The sequence below is a fragment of the Waltera sp. genome (assembly GCF_046969025.1).
GTDB classification, from domain to species: domain Bacteria; phylum Bacillota; class Clostridia; order Lachnospirales; family Lachnospiraceae; genus Acetatifactor; species Acetatifactor acetigignens.
This window is the reverse complement of sequence record NZ_JBKVQF010000032.1, coordinates 1-16937: the sequence shown is the minus strand read 5'-3', so window position 1 is coordinate 16937 and position 16937 is coordinate 1. Positions and strand designations below refer to the sequence as shown.

At 48.2% G+C, this 16937-nt stretch carries 13 protein-coding genes; 12 read left to right on the top strand and 1 reads right to left on the bottom strand.

From position 1 onward, the window contains the following. Positions 1-13: 13 nt before the first annotated feature. Positions 14-601, top strand: coding sequence for an imidazoleglycerol-phosphate dehydratase HisB (gene hisB, locus ACLTOH_RS14085; protein ID WP_022313519.1), 588 nt, complete (start codon positions 14-16; stop codon positions 599-601). A gap of 55 nt (positions 602-656) precedes the next feature. Beyond that, entirely contained in the window at positions 657-1943 is a 1287-nt protein-coding gene (gene hisIE / locus ACLTOH_RS14080; protein WP_117465687.1) for a bifunctional phosphoribosyl-AMP cyclohydrolase/phosphoribosyl-ATP diphosphatase HisIE, read from the top strand. On the opposite strand, the gene ACLTOH_RS14075 is transcribed toward hisIE, so the two are convergent. Beyond that, positions 1921-2220, bottom strand: coding sequence for a hypothetical protein (locus ACLTOH_RS14075; protein WP_412224279.1), 300 nt, complete (start codon positions 2218-2220; stop codon positions 1921-1923). The two genes, hisIE and ACLTOH_RS14075, sit on opposite strands and share 23 nt — an antisense overlap. 212 nt (positions 2221-2432) lie before the next feature. On the opposite strand from ACLTOH_RS14075, the gene ACLTOH_RS14070 reads away from it, so the two are divergent. From ACLTOH_RS14070 to ACLTOH_RS14025, 10 genes are all read left to right on the top strand, one after another. After that, the gene (locus ACLTOH_RS14070; protein ID WP_262594776.1) at positions 2433-3383 is read left to right on the top strand and encodes an AAA family ATPase; all 951 of its coding nucleotides are present in this window, start codon (positions 2433-2435) and stop codon (positions 3381-3383) included. Continuing rightward, on the top strand, positions 3380-4516 hold the full coding sequence (locus ACLTOH_RS14065) for a DUF58 domain-containing protein (RefSeq protein ID WP_412224278.1): 1137 nt from the start codon (positions 3380-3382) through the stop codon (positions 4514-4516). The genes ACLTOH_RS14070 and ACLTOH_RS14065 overlap by 4 nt, the downstream gene beginning before the upstream one ends. A 14-nt stretch (positions 4517-4530) precedes the next feature. After that, positions 4531-5736 carry a hypothetical protein gene (locus ACLTOH_RS14060; RefSeq protein ID WP_412224277.1) on the top strand — a complete coding sequence of 402 codons (1206 nt, stop codon included), beginning with the start codon at positions 4531-4533 and terminating at the stop codon, positions 5734-5736. Between the two features lie 22 nt (positions 5737-5758). Beyond that, on the top strand, positions 5759-7633 hold the full coding sequence (locus ACLTOH_RS14055; protein WP_412224276.1) for a TIGR03960 family B12-binding radical SAM protein: 1875 nt from the start codon (positions 5759-5761) through the stop codon (positions 7631-7633). Between the two features lie 51 nt (positions 7634-7684). Continuing rightward, on the top strand, positions 7685-8416 hold the full coding sequence (locus tag ACLTOH_RS14050; RefSeq protein ID WP_412224275.1) for a TIGR03936 family radical SAM-associated protein: 732 nt from the start codon (positions 7685-7687) through the stop codon (positions 8414-8416). After that, complete coding sequence (locus tag ACLTOH_RS14045; RefSeq protein WP_412224274.1) at positions 8413-9519, top strand: ribonuclease E/G; 1107 nt, start codon at positions 8413-8415, stop codon at positions 9517-9519. Before ACLTOH_RS14050 ends, ACLTOH_RS14045 begins: the two co-directional genes overlap by 4 nt. A gap of 369 nt (positions 9520-9888) precedes the next feature. Further along, a complete protein-coding gene (locus ACLTOH_RS14040; RefSeq protein ID WP_118505190.1) occupies positions 9889-10467 on the top strand; it encodes a TetR/AcrR family transcriptional regulator in 579 nt (192 codons plus the stop codon). A gap of 45 nt (positions 10468-10512) precedes the next feature. Then, positions 10513-12957, top strand: coding sequence for a glycoside hydrolase family 2 TIM barrel-domain containing protein (locus ACLTOH_RS14035; protein ID WP_412224273.1), 2445 nt, complete (start codon positions 10513-10515; stop codon positions 12955-12957). Between the two features lie 40 nt (positions 12958-12997). Beyond that, positions 12998-14365 carry a glycoside-pentoside-hexuronide (GPH):cation symporter gene (locus ACLTOH_RS14030; RefSeq protein ID WP_412224272.1) on the top strand — a complete coding sequence of 456 codons (1368 nt, stop codon included), beginning with the start codon at positions 12998-13000 and terminating at the stop codon, positions 14363-14365. Continuing rightward, the gene (locus tag ACLTOH_RS14025; protein WP_412224271.1) at positions 14362-16758 is read left to right on the top strand and encodes an alpha-galactosidase; all 2397 of its coding nucleotides are present in this window, start codon (positions 14362-14364) and stop codon (positions 16756-16758) included. The genes ACLTOH_RS14030 and ACLTOH_RS14025 overlap by 4 nt, the downstream gene beginning before the upstream one ends. Positions 16759-16937: the final 179 nt, after the last annotated feature.

Below are 16937 nucleotides of genomic sequence, written 5' to 3'. Positions count from 1 at the left end.
GTCATCGGATATTATGGAACGAATTGCAACTGTGACCCGTACAACGAAAGAGACCGACATTGCCATCACCTTAAATCTGGACGGCACCGGAAAAGCGGATCTGTCTACCGGCATCGGATTTTTTGACCATATGCTGGACGGCTTTGCGAGGCACGGCTTTTTTGACCTGGAATGCAAGGTGAAGGGCGATCTGCAGGTGGACGGTCACCACACGGTGGAGGATACCGGCATTGTCTTCGGTGAAGCTATCAAAAAAGCGGTAGGAGACAAGAAGGGCATCAATCGTTACGGCTATTTTATTCTGCCTATGGATGAGGTACTTGCTTTGTGCGCCGTTGACTTAAGCGGCCGGCCTTATCTTAATTTTGAATGTGAATTTACTGTACCGAAGGTAGGTGAACTGGATACGGAGCTGGTAAAGGAATTTTTCTATGCCGTATCCTACAGTGCCGGAATGAACTTACATATCAAAATGTTGTCTCCGGGCAATAATCACCATATGATCGAAGCCATGTTCAAGGCATTTGCCAAGGCGCTGGATCAGGCCGTTTCCTATAATCCGAAGGTAACGGATGTTTTAAGTACCAAAGGAAGTCTGTAAAAAATACGTGCCTGCGGCATAGGCTTTGCAGGTATAGAAAGACGTGAGGATTACTATGATCATCAAGAAATTTGTTCCCTGTATTTATTTATATCATGAGCATGCGGTGCGGAATCTTACGGATACCACCATCGTGGATACGGATCCCGTCCGTCTGGCAGATTATTACTGTGAGCACAATGCGGATGAGCTGATCGTTTTCGATATGTCCGAAGGTGATGCGGAGCATGATGCCGCACTGGATATCATCAAGGAGATCTGTACCAGGGCGGAAGTGGATGTCATCGGTGCCGGCAATGTCAAGCGTATGGAGGACATTAAGAAATTACTTTATGCCGGATGTAAAAAAGCAGTTCTCGACTATGAGAAAGAGAGTAATATTGAGATTACCGAAGAGGTCTCTCTGAAATTCGGTAAGGACAAGATTCTGATCTCTTACAACGACCCGTCCGTTCTGGAATTACATAAGGAGAAGATTGAGAAATATATCTCTGCCATGATCCTGATGAACCCTCATCAGATCCGGGAGACTCAGGCCATTCTTTCCCTTCCGTTTTTCGTGCAGATCAATCAGGTGGCATTGAATAAATTGCTGGAGATTTTTGCTTATGAGAATGTCTGTGGTGTCACCGGCAATACGATAAATGACAATGTGAAAGAGATCGTAGCCCTGAAGGATCTGTGCCGGGAGAACGATATTCCCATTGAATCCTTCCAGGCTGCCTACAAGTGGGAAGATTTCAAAAAGAACAGTGACGGCATGGTACCCGTTATCGTACAGGATTACCGGACACAGGAAGTTCTGATGATGGCTTATATGAATGAGGAAGCCTATGAGCAGACCCTGAAGCTGGGCAAGATGACCTACTACAGCAGAAGCCGTCAGGAATTATGGCTGAAAGGTCTGACCAGCGGTCATTACCAGTATGTGAAGGAACTGGTGGCGGACTGTGATATGGATACAATCCTTGCGAAGGTATCTCAAGTGGGCGCTGCCTGCCATACCGGAAGCAGAAGCTGCTTCTTCAACGAGATCACGAAAAAGGATTATGAGGAAAGCAACAATCCCTTACAGGTATTCGAGGAAGTCTTCGATGTGATCAAGGACCGCAAGGTCCACCCCAAGGAGGGTTCCTATACCAATTACCTGTTCGACAAGGGCATTGACAAGATTCTCAAGAAACTGGGCGAGGAGGCAACTGAGATTGTGATCGCCGCCAAAAATCCCAACCCCAATGAGGTCAAATATGAGATCAGTGATTTCCTGTATCATATGATGGTCCTGATGGCAGAAAAAGATGTCACCTGGGAAGAAATCACTACAGAGCTTGCGAACCGTTAACTGCAGTTTCCACCCAGGTCTCCAGATAAGTGCCGTAATCTACATCGGTGACATAATGCAGCACCTGATCCATGGAGATCCCGGCAAAGCATTTGTCTTTTTGATCCAGCAATATGATCGTCAATAATAATACTCCGGCCAGAGCAAGGCGGATTTTGAACGTACCGGTATCGGAAGATGCGGCAGGTTCCGAATCGTTTTGCTCTGGCCGTATTTCTGCCTGTCTGCGCATCTGCTGTAAGAGTTCTTCCTTATGTCTGTGATCATGTTTTTCCATGCTCTTTTACATTCCTTTCTGGTATCTGCAATCTTCGCAGTTCATATTTATGTGCCTTTTGGTACTGGCAGAACTTAAGTTTATAAGGTATAATGATAACTATTCAGAGCCATGTAAGCATTTCGTAAATATTCGTCGAATACTTGTATTCGTAAGAATATTTTGGAATGCTTATAGGGCGAGTAAACTTCATGAGCAAAAAGGTAACAATTATGGCTGAACAAAACGGAAAAGAATTAGCATCCAGAATACAAAACAATATTCAAAAAGTCCTGGTCGGAAAAGAGGAAGTGACAGAACTTCTTCTGACGGCCTTAATCGCTGACGGACATGTACTATTAGAGGATGTCCCCGGCACCGGCAAAACGAAGCTGGCCAAGGCACTGGCAAAATCTTTAAATGCCCAGTTTTCCCGGGTGCAGTTTACCCCGGATCTGTTGCCCGGTGACATTACCGGCATCAATGTCTATGACAGACAGAAGAATGAATTCACCCTGCGAAAGGGGCCGGTATTTACCAATATTTTACTGGCAGACGAATTGAACCGTGCCACCCCCAGAACCCAGGCAGGACTGTTGGAATGTATGGAAGAGCGTCAGGTAACCATCGAGGGTGTCTCTTATACACCGGGCGAACCCTTCTTTGTCATTGCCACAGAGAATCCCATCGAAAGTGCCGGCGTATTTCCTCTGCCGGAAGCGCAGTTAGACCGTTTCCTTATAAAACTGTCCATGAACCTTCCCACCAAAGAAGAGGAACTGAGGATTCTGGAATTGTACATGGAGGAAGATCCCCTGAAAAGCCTGACTGCCGTGGTCTCTCTGGAGGAACTTCTGGCTGCCCGGGCAGAGGCTGCGAAGATTTTTGTTCATCCCTGCATCCGGGAATATATGGTACAGATTGCAGAAGCCACCAGACGGGCAGACGGTATTCTGGCAGGCGTCAGTCCCAGAGGAACCCTTGGGCTTTTACGCTGTGTCAAGGCCTATGCTTATCTGCAGGGACGTTCCTATGTGATCCCGGATGACGTTCGTACCCTGGCTGTTCCGGTGCTGGCCCACAGACTGGTATGCAGCTTCGGTTCCGATACCGGCTCCGCAGCAGGCAGAATGGAAAACATCCTTTCCACCGTTCCTGTTCCCACAGAAAGGTTTGAGCCATGATACAACTGCTGGGAATCATTGTCTTTGCCCTGCTTCTGTATCTGGGGCAGAAATATGTATACGCCAAAATATGGCAGCGGGATCTGAAGGTTTCCCTTTCTTTCCGGGAGGATGGCATCTGGGAAGGACAGGAGAGCGAGCTGTCGGAGATCATTGAGAATCGCAAACGGCTGCCCCTTACCATGTTGAAGGTCAAATTCCAGACTGACAGACATCTGGTGTTTGCCGATACCAAAGGCTCCCGGACCACGGATCGCTATTACCGCAATGATATTTTCCAGATCGGACGTTTGGAGAAGGTCACCAGAGCGCTGCACTTTACCGGCGGAAGAAGAGGTTATTACACCATACAGGAGGCGGATCTTGTCGCGTCCGATCTGTTCCTGACAGCACAGTATACGGCTACGACACCCATCGAACACTGCAGTCTCTATGTGTACCCGAAGCCCTTTTCCCATCCGGATTTTAAACGGTCTTTAAAACAGTTAAACGGAGAAGTTCTGACAAAACGACATCTTTTGGAAGACCCTTTCGAATACCGGGGCATTCGGGATTACCAACCACAGGATGACTTAAAAAGCATCAACTGGAAAGCCACGGCCCGTACCGGGGATCTGAAGGTAAACCAGAAAAATTATACCTCCCAGAAATCCGTTCGGATTTTTGTGAACTTAGAGGACACCGGTATTCTGAAAAAAGAGGACTGCGTGGAAGCCTGCCTGCAGATTGCCACGGCACTGTTATTGCTGTTTCTGGAACAGGGGATGCAGGTTGCCCTGTATTGCAACGGTATTGACACAATCAGTGGAGCCCCCTGTATTCTGGAAGCCGGCGGCGGAGTCAGACAGCGGAATGTCTGTCTGCAGACGCTTGCAAGAATCGATACGGCTAAACCGATACAGTCTTTTTCCGAGCTGTTTGCCGCCCGTATGTCCGATGCGTCCAATGCGCTCTATACCTGCTTTGTATCACCCAATGCCTATGAAGACTTTGCAGCATTACTTCTGCAATATCAGGAAAAACACCCGGATATGAAATGGTTTTATCCTTATTCCGAAAGTACACCTCCTGATCCCGGGGAAGCGTTAAAGTCTTTGATCACTTTTATCTCCCTACGGGAAGAAAGCGTCTGAATGTGAAAGAAATTTTGACTGATCTAATGAATCAATTATGTTTTTATCCCCTGGCGCTGACTGCATCCACGTTGTTGGCCGCACTGGCTCCGGCGAGCCGTCCGTCCTTGGCTTTGTGGATGCTCGGGGCGCTGCCGGTGTTTTTTCTGTATTATGCCAGAAAACGCTGTAAGCATCTGTCTGTATTGCTCCTTCTGCACGGACTGGTACTGGCATGTTTTTATATCATTCCGGCAGCCAACGGCGTAAACCGTGGTATCCGGCTGTTGGTAGGTGCAGGCTTTATGATCTATTCCCTCTGGCTGCGTTTTCGGACGGAGGACTTTGCTTCCGATCCGCTGCCTCTGCCGTTAGCCGCCGGAATTGCCTTTTTGTGTCTTTTTCTGCAGCATTATCAGGGAAACAACGTCTGGGATCTCTATTATCGTATGAGTCTGATCCTGGTGTTTTTATTGTATGCTGTCATTTTGTTTTTGCAGTCCTATGAGGATTTCCTTACGGTAAACAGGCTGAGTACCGGCAAGATCCCGTTTCAGGAGATCTTTCGTTCCGGTCTCCACAGCACCGCAGCCTTTGTGCTGTTGTCGGGGCTTCTGCTCCTGGCAGTGTCACAGTTTGCCTGGTTAAAGCCCTTTTTGCGGTTACTGCGAAACGGTCTGGCTGCGATTCTTCGTTTCCTGTTCGGACTGCTCCCCATGGATTCCGGGACAGAAGCGGTAGTGGTGGAACAGCAGGCAGGCGGTGGCGATATGCCTCCCATGGAAGCGGAAGATCCTTTTATTTTATGGGTCATTCTGGAATATGTGGCCATGATCGCACTTCTGATCGTCTGCGTATTTCTGCTGTACCGTGGAATTCGAAAGCTGATCACATTTCTCAGGGACAGAATGCAGTTTTCCCTCCCCGGCACTGTTTCTGAACAGCCGGAGAGCATGGACAAGCGGGAACACCTGGACGCTGCCCCAGAAAATACTGCCGCAAAGCAGAAGCAGAAATGGTTTTCTTTTGCTTTCTTAGATGCCGGCCAGAAGATAAGGCGGATGTATCAGAAAAAAATAAATGCCAGCGGGCTTGCAAAGATGAGCCTGCCATTTTATACTGCAAGAGATGCCGAAAAATCGCTGGATGTGGAAGGAATGGCTGAAATCTATGAAAAAGCCCGTTATTCCGATGTCCCCTGCACAGACGGAGATGTCCGGCAGATGAAAAATTATATGTAAAAATCAATAACCTGAGGTAAATATGAACGAAAAGTTAGCGTTAAATGATGATATTCTGATGAAGATCGAAAAACCGGCCCGCTACATCGGCAACGAAGTCAATGCCGTAGTGAAGGACAGGGACAGCATTGATGTCCGTTTCTGTATGTGCTTCCCGGATGTCTACGAGATCGGTATGTCCCACCTGGGAATCCAGATCCTGTATGGCATGCTCAATTCCTGGGATGATGTCTGGTGTGAGCGTGTGTATTCTCCCTGGGTGGATCTGGATGAAATTATGCGTAAGGAGAACATTCCGCTGTTTGCCCTGGAGAGTCAGGATCCGATAAAAGACTTCGACTTTTTGGGAATCACCATTCAGTACGAAATGTGTTATACGAATATTCTGCATGTTCTGGATCTGGCGGGGATCCCGTTGCTTGCCACCGAACGTGGAGAGGACTGTCCCATCGTTATCGGCGGCGGTCCCTGCACCTATAATCCTGAGCCCATTGCCGATTTCTTTGATATTTTCTATATCGGAGAAGGCGAGACCCAGTACCGGCCGTTGATCGATCTCTATAAGAAATGCCGGGCGGAGAAGACAGGCAGAGAAGAATTCTTACACCGGGCGGCAAAGCTGCCGGGAATGTATGTGCCCCGGTTCTATGAGACCACTTACCATGAAAATGGCACCATTGCTTCCTTCCGACCTACGGAAGAGGGAATTCCCGCAAGGATCCGCAAAGAGCTGGTAACGGATATGACCGACAGCTTTTATCCTATGAAGCCGGTAGTTCCTTATATCAAAGTCACACAGGACAGAGTCGTTCTGGAGATTCAGAGAGGCTGTATCCGCGGCTGTCGTTTCTGTCAGGCAGGACAGCTGTATCGTCCCGTCAGAGAAAGGGATGTGGAAGTTCTGAAAAAGTACGCCATGGAAATGTTGAAAAACACCGGTCATGAGGAGATTTCCTTAAGTTCCTTAAGTTCCAGCGATTACAGCAAGCTGCCGGAGCTGATTGACTTCCTGATTGAAGAGTGTGATAAGAGACATATCAATATCTCCCTGCCGTCTTTACGTATCGATGCCTTTTCTCTGGATGTCATGAGCAAAGTACAGGATGTGAAGAAATCCAGTCTGACCTTTGCGCCGGAAGCCGGCAGCCAGAGACTGCGGGATGTCATCAATAAAGGACTCACTGAAGAAGTGATCTTACAGGGTTCCGCCCTTGCCTTCGAAGGCGGCTGGACCAGAGTCAAACTGTACTTCATGCTGGGACATCCCACGGAAACCGAAGAGGATATCCGGGGAATCGCTGAGCTTTCCAACAAAATTGCGGCCACTTTCTTCGATACGGTGCCGAAGGAGAAACGTGTCAACGGCAGAGTGCAGATTGTTACCAGTACCTCCTTCTTCGTGCCGAAGCCCTTTACGCCATTCCAGTGGGCGCCCCAGTGTACCAAGGAAGAGTTCGTGGAAAAGGCATATCTGACCAGAAAGGCCATTTCCGAGCAGCTGAACCAGAAGAGCATCAAGTACAACTGGCACGAAGCGGATGTCAGCGTTCTGGAGGGTGTTCTGGCCAGAGGTGACAGAAAATTGTCCCAGGTGCTTTTATATGTCTATAACAAGGGCTGCTTCTACGATGCCTGGAGTGAGTATTTCCACAACGATGTCTGGATGGAAGCTTTTGAAGCCTGTGGTCTGGATCCGGATTTCTATTCCCACAGAGAACGGCCTCTGGACGAGATCCTGCCCTGGGATTTCCTGGACTGCGGTGTATCCAGAGCCTTTCTGGAGAGAGAATGGCAGAAAGCGAAAAACGAGACGATCTCACCGAACTGCAAACAGGCATGTCAGGGCTGCGGTGCCGCCAGATTCGGCTGCGGTATCTGTGTGGAGCCCAGAGGATGATTGCCACAACAGACATCGGAAGTATAGATTACGGAGTTAAGAAGAAACATTATGAAATTAAGAATCAAGTTTAGAAAATATGGTCCCATTCGTTTTATCGGACATCTGGATGTGATGCGCTTTTTCCAGAAAGCCAACCGCAGAGCGGAGCTGGATGTTGCTTATACCGGGGGCTTCAGCCCGCATCAGATCATGTCCTTTGCCGCACCTTTGGGTGTGGGACTGACCAGCAACGGAGAATATATGGATCTGGAAGTACATTCCCTGACTTCCTGCGAGGATGTTAAGACACGGCTCAATGCCGCATCTGTACCCGGCATTGAGATCACTTCGGTGAAAATTCTGCCGGACAAGGCCGGCAATGCCATGGCCAGCGTTGCTGCCGCCGGATATACGGTAGCTTTCCGGGAGGGCAGAGGGCCTCATTTTGATCTGGGCTCCGCGGTGGATCGTTTTCTTGCAAAAGATGAGATCCTCATTACCAAAGAGACAAAAAAGGGAAGCCGGGAGATCAATTTAAAAGAAGGTATCTATGAGATGAAGGTGGTGGAGTCCGAAAAGCTTTATCTGCTGGTGGATGCCTCCAGTGCCGGAAATATCAAACCCATTCAGGTCATTGAAGCATTATTTTCCGAAAATGGTGAGACCCTGCAGGAAAATGCCCTTCTGGTCAACAGAGAAGAGACCTATCTGAGAAACGAAACAGACGCCCTTCTCCCCCTGGATGCCATAGGTTTCGACAGTGAGGAAGCTTACAGGGCAGCTTCCGGTGACACGGAATGAGCCGCAGTCTCACCGGCGGACGACCGGCCAGAGAAAAAGAAGTAAATCAGATCCGTAAATCCACGGATTGCACGGAGGGAAAACTGATCTTCACCTGTCTGCGGGAACGCAGGGCAGCTCTGCTTGTCAATGCCCGGGGCGTGGCTGCTATACGCGTACTGCGGTCAGATGCCAGTAAGATCGGTGGCATCTATCTGGGGAAAATACAGAATGTGGCAAAAAATATTGATGCCTGCTTCGTGGAGATCCTGCCCGGAGAATTGTGCTTTCTACCCCTGCGGGAAGCAGGTGCGGCGTATCTGACCAATCGTAAGGCAGACGGAACCTTGAAAGCTGGAGACGAGCTGGTAGTCATGGTCACCAGAGATGCCCAGAAGACAAAGCGTGCCTCCGCCACTGCGGATCCTGCCCGGATGAAGCAGCTGCTTTGTAAAAACGGGAGCACCCCTGAGAACGCTTCTGAAGCCCTTCAGAGCCTTTTGGAGCAGGCAGACCATAAAGTGTACTTCACCTGCCTTTTGAAGCCTTCTGAGGCCGTTTACGAGGTTCTGGAGCAGATGGCGGATCCTTCGGAATATTCTGAGATCCTTACCGATGATCCTCAGATCTATCGTCAGCTGTCGGAAGGAGATCACCCTTTGTTAAAACAAAAGTCCATTCGGTTCTACGATGATCCAGCGATCTCTTTACGCCTGCTGTATTCTCTGGAGCGCGGCATGGAGGAAGCACTGGATACGAGAGTCTGGTTAAAATGCGGAGGGTATCTCGTCATCGAGCCTACGGAGGCCATGACGGTGATCGATGTCAATTCCGGTAAAAACGAAGCGAAAAAAGCAGGAGAGGACACCTATTATCAGGTAAATCTGGAGGCTGCCGAAGAAGTAGCCAGACAGCTGCGCCTGCGGAATCTGTCCGGTATCATCATTGTGGACTTCATCAATATGGCGGAAAAGGAACGGCAGAAGGAGTTACTGGAGACATTAAAGAATCTGACCACAGGGGATCGCCAGCATCCCCGCATCGTGGATATGACGCCTTTAGGATTGGTGGAGATCACCCGCAAAAAATCTCATCCCACGCTGGCAGAACAATTCAAGAGATAATAAAATTAAACGCTTCCACCCATACCGACGGACCTGGAATCCCCATTATTGCCGTCAGTACCAAAACACTGCCGGAGGATATTGCAGCAGCCAGAAATGCAGGAATCAACGAGTATCTTTCCAAAACGCTGCATCCAAGAGCATTGTACCGCATCATGAAAAACTATTTATAGACTCTGTCATTCACCAGTCAACCGTTTTGTTGGCTGGTTTTTTGTTATATTTCACAATTCTCGGAAACTCTTTTTGGCAAAAACGTTTCTTGAATCTTTTTTTCAAAAATGCTACCCTGTTTTTATAGGAAACCACAATTTACTTTTCAGTTTCCATACTGTAATTACAATCTTACCGAACGGAGGAATAGAAGCGATGGATACCACAGAAGGTCTGCAAAAAAATATTCTCGACGCCACCCTGCGTGTCTTCGATCAAAAAGGGCTGAAATTCACAATGGATGATCTGGCGAAGGAACTCTCGATCAGCAAGAAAACCATCTATACCGTGTACGATGATAAAGAAGCACTGTTTCTTGCCATGGTAGATTATATCTTTGACTCCATCAAGGAAAGCGAGCAGATGATCCTGACCGATCCTTCCCTCAGTGTAGTGGAAAAACTGCACCGCATCCTGGGAGTGCTGCCGGAAGGTTATCAGAATATCGATCTTCGAAAATTATATTCCCTCCGGGACAAATACCCGAAGATCTACCAGAAGGTAGAACTCAGACTTTCCACAGGCTGGGAGCCTACAATCCAGCTGATCGAGATGGGCATGGCTGAGGGAAGCATCCGCCCGGTTCCCATCTGTCTGGTGAAAATGATGTTAGAAGCTTCCATTGAGCAGTTCTTCCAGAGAGATATTCTCTCTCGAAATCAGCTGACTTATGCAGATGCCCTGAAGGAAGTTGTGGAAATCCTCATGTATGGCATCGTACAGAGATCAGAATGAGGCAATGGAATAATCCATAATATCCCAAAGAAAGAGGAACGAACCATGAATCAGAAGATCTATTTAAGCGAAGACTGGCTTTTTAACGAGAACTTTCAGGAGGGGATGACTGCAACAGAATACCCGGAAGAGACCCTGCAGCCCGTCCGAATCCCTCATACCTGTAAGGAGACCCCGTTTCACTATTTTGACGAATCTCTCTACCAGATGGTCAGCGGCTACAGACGCCATCTGCATATTCCGACCGAATGGCAGGGCAAGCGGATCCTGCTCACCTTCGAAGGGGCCGGTCATGACAGTACCGTCCATCTCAACGGCAGTAAGGTGGGAGAGCACCATTGCGGCTACACCGCCTTTACTGTAGATCTGTCGGCATATGCGAACTACGGACAGGACAATGTGCTGTGTGTCCGGCTGGACAGCAGAGAAGACTTAAATGTGCCTCCCTTCGGTTACGTGATCGATTATATGACCTACGGCGGCATCTACCGGGATGTGTATCTCGAAGTAAAAGACCAGATTGCCCTTGAGGATATTTTCGTACACACGCTGATCACACCGGATGAGGCTCAGGTAACTTCTGAAATCACTTTTTATGAAGTTGCGAAAGACCTTAATGTCAGACAATATTATATGTTAAAGAGCGATGCTGTAATGTCGGGTGTGGTATCAGATGTAACATCAGATAATGACTGGCAGTTTCTCTGCGAACAGAATGTCCCCACAGGCACTACGGCTGAGACCCCGTTTCGTATTCAGGGAACGATTCCACATCCTTTTTTGTGGGATACCGAACACCCTCATCTTTATTTGTTAAAGACCCAGCTCTGGCAGGGAGAACAGCTTCTGGACGAAGCAGAGGTTACCTTCGGTATCAGGGATGCAGTTTTTAAAAAAGACGGCTTTTACCTCAATGGCAAAAAACTGCGGATCCGGGGTCTGAACCGCCATCAGAGTTATCCTTATGTAGGCTATGCCATGCCGGAGAGCATGCAGAAGCTGGATGCGGATCTGTTAAAAAAAGAGCTGGGGCTGAATGCCGTGCGGACTTCCCATTATCCCCAGAGTCATTATTTTCTGGAGCGGTGCGACGAACTGGGACTTCTGGTCTTCACAGAGTTTCCAGGCTGGCAGCATATTGGAGATGACACCTGGAAAGCACAGGCGGTGGTCAATGCAGAGGACATGATCCGTCAGTACCGCAATCATCCTTCGATTATTTTGTGGGGTGTACGGATCAATGAATCCCCGGATGATGATCCGTTTTACGAAAAGACCAATGCCGTGGCACATAAGCTGGATCCCATGAGACCTACCGGCGGTGTCCGGGCTATTAAGAAAAGTCATCTGTTGGAGGACGTCTATACTTATAACGATTTTCTGCACGACGGCGAGACTCCCGGCTGTGACCCGAAGAAAAAGGTCACTTCCGATACCGACAAGCCTTACCTGATCAGCGAATACAACGGACACATGTATCCCACAAAAGCCTTCGATAATGAGGAACGCCGCAGTGAACATGCGATCCGCCATGCCAACGTACTGGATGCCGTAGCGGGGCAGGAGGATATCGCCGGAAGCTTCGGCTGGTGTATGTTCGACTACAATACCCATAAGGACTTCGGAAGCGGTGACCGGATCTGTTATCACGGTGTCATGGATATGTTCCGTAATCCGAAGCTCGCAGCTTCCGTTTATGCCTGTGAACAGGATGAGATCCCCGTGATTCAGATCACCTCCTCCATGGATATCGGAGAGCATCCCGGCTGCAACCGCGGAAACCTGTATATTTTGTCCAATGCCGACAGTGTGAGAATGTATAAAAACGACCGTTTTATCAAGGAATACCGGCCAGAAATGTCCCCTTATAAGCATTTAAAGCACGGTCCCATTCTCATCGATGACTTTATCGGTGATGCTTTGGAGAAGAACGAACGGTTCCGTCCGAAACATGCGAAAGAAATGGCGGATGCCATGAATATCGTGGCCAGAGGCAGTCTGAACCATATTCCGAAGAGATTGTATCCTACCGCATTAAAGCTGGCACTGCTGTATCATATTGATTTTGCGGAGGTGACAAAGCTTTACACGAAATACATCGGTGACTGGGGCGGTACCGCCACCGTATACCGTTTTGATGCCATCAAAGACGGCAAAGTCATAAAGTCTGTCACCAAAGAGCCGGTAAATGGGATCCGGCTGCAGGCGGAAGCGGATCACACGAATCTGACAGAGCATCACAGCTACGACGTGGCACTGGTACGGATCCGGGCTGTGGATGCCCACGGCAATGTGCTTCCTTTTTATCAGGAGCCGGTACGGATCACCGCGGAAGGTGACATTGCCATCATCGGACCTGACACCATTGCCTTACAGGGCGGCATGGGTGGCACTTATGTAAAAAGTCTTGGGAGATCCGGTCAGGGAACTTTGTTATTACAGTCCCAGACCGCAGGGGAAATAAAGATACCGTTTCAGGTTACGGTTTAATTTCAGGTGAAAATCAAAGAGAAAGGATCAGGGTTACATTATGAGTTTAAGTGGAAAAGAAAAGTTTTCTTATGGACTAGGTGCGGTCGGCAAGGATATGGTGTATATGCTGTCCGCCAGCTATATTTTATATTACTATCAGGATATTTTAGGGGTAAATGCCGTAGCTATGGGTATTATCCTGCTGGTTGCCAGAGTGTTCGATGCCTTTAACGATCCCTTCATGGGTGTCATCGTAGCTAAGACCAGGACACGCTGGGGGAAATTCCGCCCCTGGCTGATGATCGGCACCGTGACCAATGCTGTTGTTCTGTTTCTGATGTTCTCAGCGCCTCCTGCGCTGGATGGCAGCGGGCTGGTGGCTTATGCGGCGGTTACCTATATTCTCTGGGGTGTGACCTATACCATGATGGATATTCCTTTCTGGTCCATGATCCCCGCCTTTACCCACAGTGGAAAAGAACGGGAGAACCTGTCAACATTAGGACGTTCCTGCGCCGGTGTGGGCTCTGCAATCATCACCGTCATTACCATGCTTTGTGTCAATGCCCTCGGCGGGGGAAAAGAGCGAGTGGGCTTTTCCCGTTTTACTCTGATCATCGCCATACTGTTCGTGGTATTCATTGCCGTTACCTGCCTGAATATCAAGGAAAAATCTACTGTGGACGTGGAAGCACCCTCCATCGGTCAGATGTTCAAGGCGTTAATTCAGAACGATCAGGCTATGGCAGTAGTAATTACCATTGTACTGATCAACTGCGCGGTCTATACCACCTCCAACCTGGTAATTTATTTCTTCAAATACGATTTTGGCGGAGATACCTGGTACAATTCCTATACACTGTTCAATACCTTCGGCGGGGCGGTACAGATTCTCTCCATGATGCTTTTGTTCCCGCTGTTTCGTAAGTTCTTAAGTACTATTCGGATCTTTTATGTCAGCTTCGTGATGGCTATTGCAGGATATTTTGTATTGTTGTTTTTGTGTTTTACCAATATGGGCAATGTATTTTTACTGTTTATCCCCGGATTTCTGATCTTTGCCGCCAATGGTATGCTGACGGTACTGACCACCGTCTTTCTGGCCAACACGGTAGATTACGGTCAATGGAAAAATCACCGCAGAGACGAGAGTGTCATTTTCTCAATGCAGACCTTCGTAGTAAAACTGGCTTCCGGAATGGCTGCGTTAGTGGCTTCTCTGTGCCTGAACCTCTGCCATTTGAACTCCGATACCAGTGATACCGTATCTGCGGCTGCCGGGGCTTCCGGAGGCTCTGTGGCCGGGCTTCGCATGACCATGACATTATTCCCTATTCTGTTGTTAGTCATCGGTGTCATATTCTTTCATAAGAAATATAAACTGACCGATGAACGCTTAAAGGAGATTCAGGAGGCATCGATATGATCCAGATCGTAAAAGATACGAGACCATGGTTCTTTTTACAGACGACTCACAGTACTTACGGAATGCGTGTCATGGAGACTGGGCATCTAGAGCACCTATATTACGGAGAACGGATCACTGTGGATACACAGGATTCCGCTTTCTGCGCGCCCCTTGTCATACAGAGAGGCTTTGCTCCGGGAAATACTTGTACCTACGACAGGGAACATCCGCAGATCTCCATGGAAGATGTCTGCCTGGAGGTTGGCACCTGCGGAAAAGGAGACATCCGAGAGCCTTTTCTGGAAGTTTGTTTTACTGACGGTAGTGTTACTTCTGACTTTACCTTTGTCTCTTTCGAGGTTTTAACCTTAAAGGACAGGGATGAACGCATGCAGGCTTCCGGGCTTCCTCACAGTTATTCGGAAGAGGAAAGTTCCTCGGCAAAATGCCTTCATATTATTTTGCAGGATGCTACAAATCGTTTGGAACTGCAGCTGTTTTATACCGTGTATGAAGACTGTGATGTGATCACCCGCAGTGCCTGCCTTCTCAATCGTTCTGACACTTTTGTCACTATCGAAAGATGTATGAGTGCGCAGCTGGATCTGACGGAAGATTATTCTGAGGTCACACATTTCAGTGGGGCTTGGGCAAGAGAAATGCACAGAGAGCAGATCACGCTTTCTTCCGGCAAATTCGTTAATTCTTCTTATACCGGAACTTCCTCTAACAGGGCGAATCCTTTTGTGATCCTGAGCCCTGAGAATACTTGTGAGACCAGTGGTTCCTGTATCGGCTGCAATCTGATCTATAGTGGGAATCATTATGAAGCCCTTGAGAAAGATTCTTATGGCAAGTTTCGATTTGTTGCCGGTATCAATCCCCGGAGTTTTTCCTGGCAGTTAGCCCCGGGAGAAGTCTTTTATACCCCTGAGGCCGTTCTAAACTTCTCAGCAGATGGTTTCCGGGGACTCAGCGGGCAGCTGCATTCCTTTATCCGGGAACACATTGTGCGGGGTGTCTGGAAGCACAAGCCCCGCCCCGTTTTATTAAACAGTTGGGAAGCCTGCTATTTTAAAATAGATGAAAAGAAGCTTTTGCAGCTGGCAAAGGCCGGAAAAAATGCCGGAATTGAACTCTTTGTCATGGATGATGGGTGGTTTCTCGGACGTAACGACGATACTTCGTCTCTGGGTGACTGGGAACCCGACCCGAAAAAACTGCCCGGAGGGATTGCCTCTCTCAGTAAAAAAATAAAGGAACTTGGCATGGATTTCGGCATCTGGGTGGAGCCGGAGATGATCAGTGAGAACAGTAACCTCTATAAAGGACATCCCGACTGGGCCATGAAGATTCCCGGCCATCCACATTCCGAGGGACGAAATCAGTGTATTCTGGACCTATGTAATCCGGAAGTCAGAAAATACGTGATCGAAGAAATGACGAGGGTATTTTCTTCCGGAGAAATCCGTTATGTAAAATGGGATATGAACCGCAATTTTAGTGATATTTATTCCCCTTATCTGCCGGCTGCGAAACAGGGAGAGACGGCACATCGTTATGTACTGGGGCTGTATCACATTATGGATGAGCTGACCACACGTTTCCCTGAAATTTTGTTTGAAGGCTGCAGTTCAGGTGGAAATCGTTTTGATCTGGGAATATTAAGTTATTTCCCGCAGATCTGGGCAAGCGATAATACTGACGCACTGTGCCGTACCGGGATTCAGAACAGTTACAGCTATGGATATCCCTTATCGGTATTTACAGCACATGTGTCATCTTGTCCAAATCATCAGACCTTAAGGATCACGCCCCTTGAGACCCGTTTTCAGGTGGCTTCCTTCGGTGTCTTAGGATATGAATGTAATTTAAAGGATCTGTCCGGAAGTGACCTCAACGCAATCCGGGAGCAGATTGCACTTTATAAAAAATGGCGGGATGTTTTCCAGTTTGGATCCTTTTATCGTGGAGCAGAAAACGAAGCTTCCGACTCGGAAACCTTATCCTGGACCTGCGTGTCCCCGGATGGAAGAAGAGCAGTGGGGCTGTTCTTCCGACGCCTGACAACTCCAAACCAATCCCATGACTGGTATCGCCCGGTGGGGTTACTTCCGGATGTGAAATATCATTTCTACGGCAGGAATATCAAATACAATCTGAAAGACTTCGGAGACCTTGTGAACACCGTTTCTCCGGTTCATATCAAGCAGGGATCTGCATTACAGGAGATTCTTTCGCGATTTGTAAATATGGATGGGGAAAAAGAAGAACTGACTGCTTACGGAGATACCCTGATGCGTGCGGGTATTGCCCTGAAACCCGCTTTCGCCGGAACCGGATATAATTCCGACACCCGACTGTTCCCGGATTTTTCCTCCCGAATTTACTTTATGGAAGCAGCGGAATAAAATAATAATGCTTTTTTATGTACCGACCACTTTCGTTAGACCTGAAAACTAACGAGGGCGGTCGGTATTGTAATAATCAGAGAGAGATGATATTGTATATTATATAGATAGCTTAACAAATCGGGATTTGTGGAGAGATTTCTTGAACTTTCCTTATTTTACGGGCTTTCCAGCCCCTT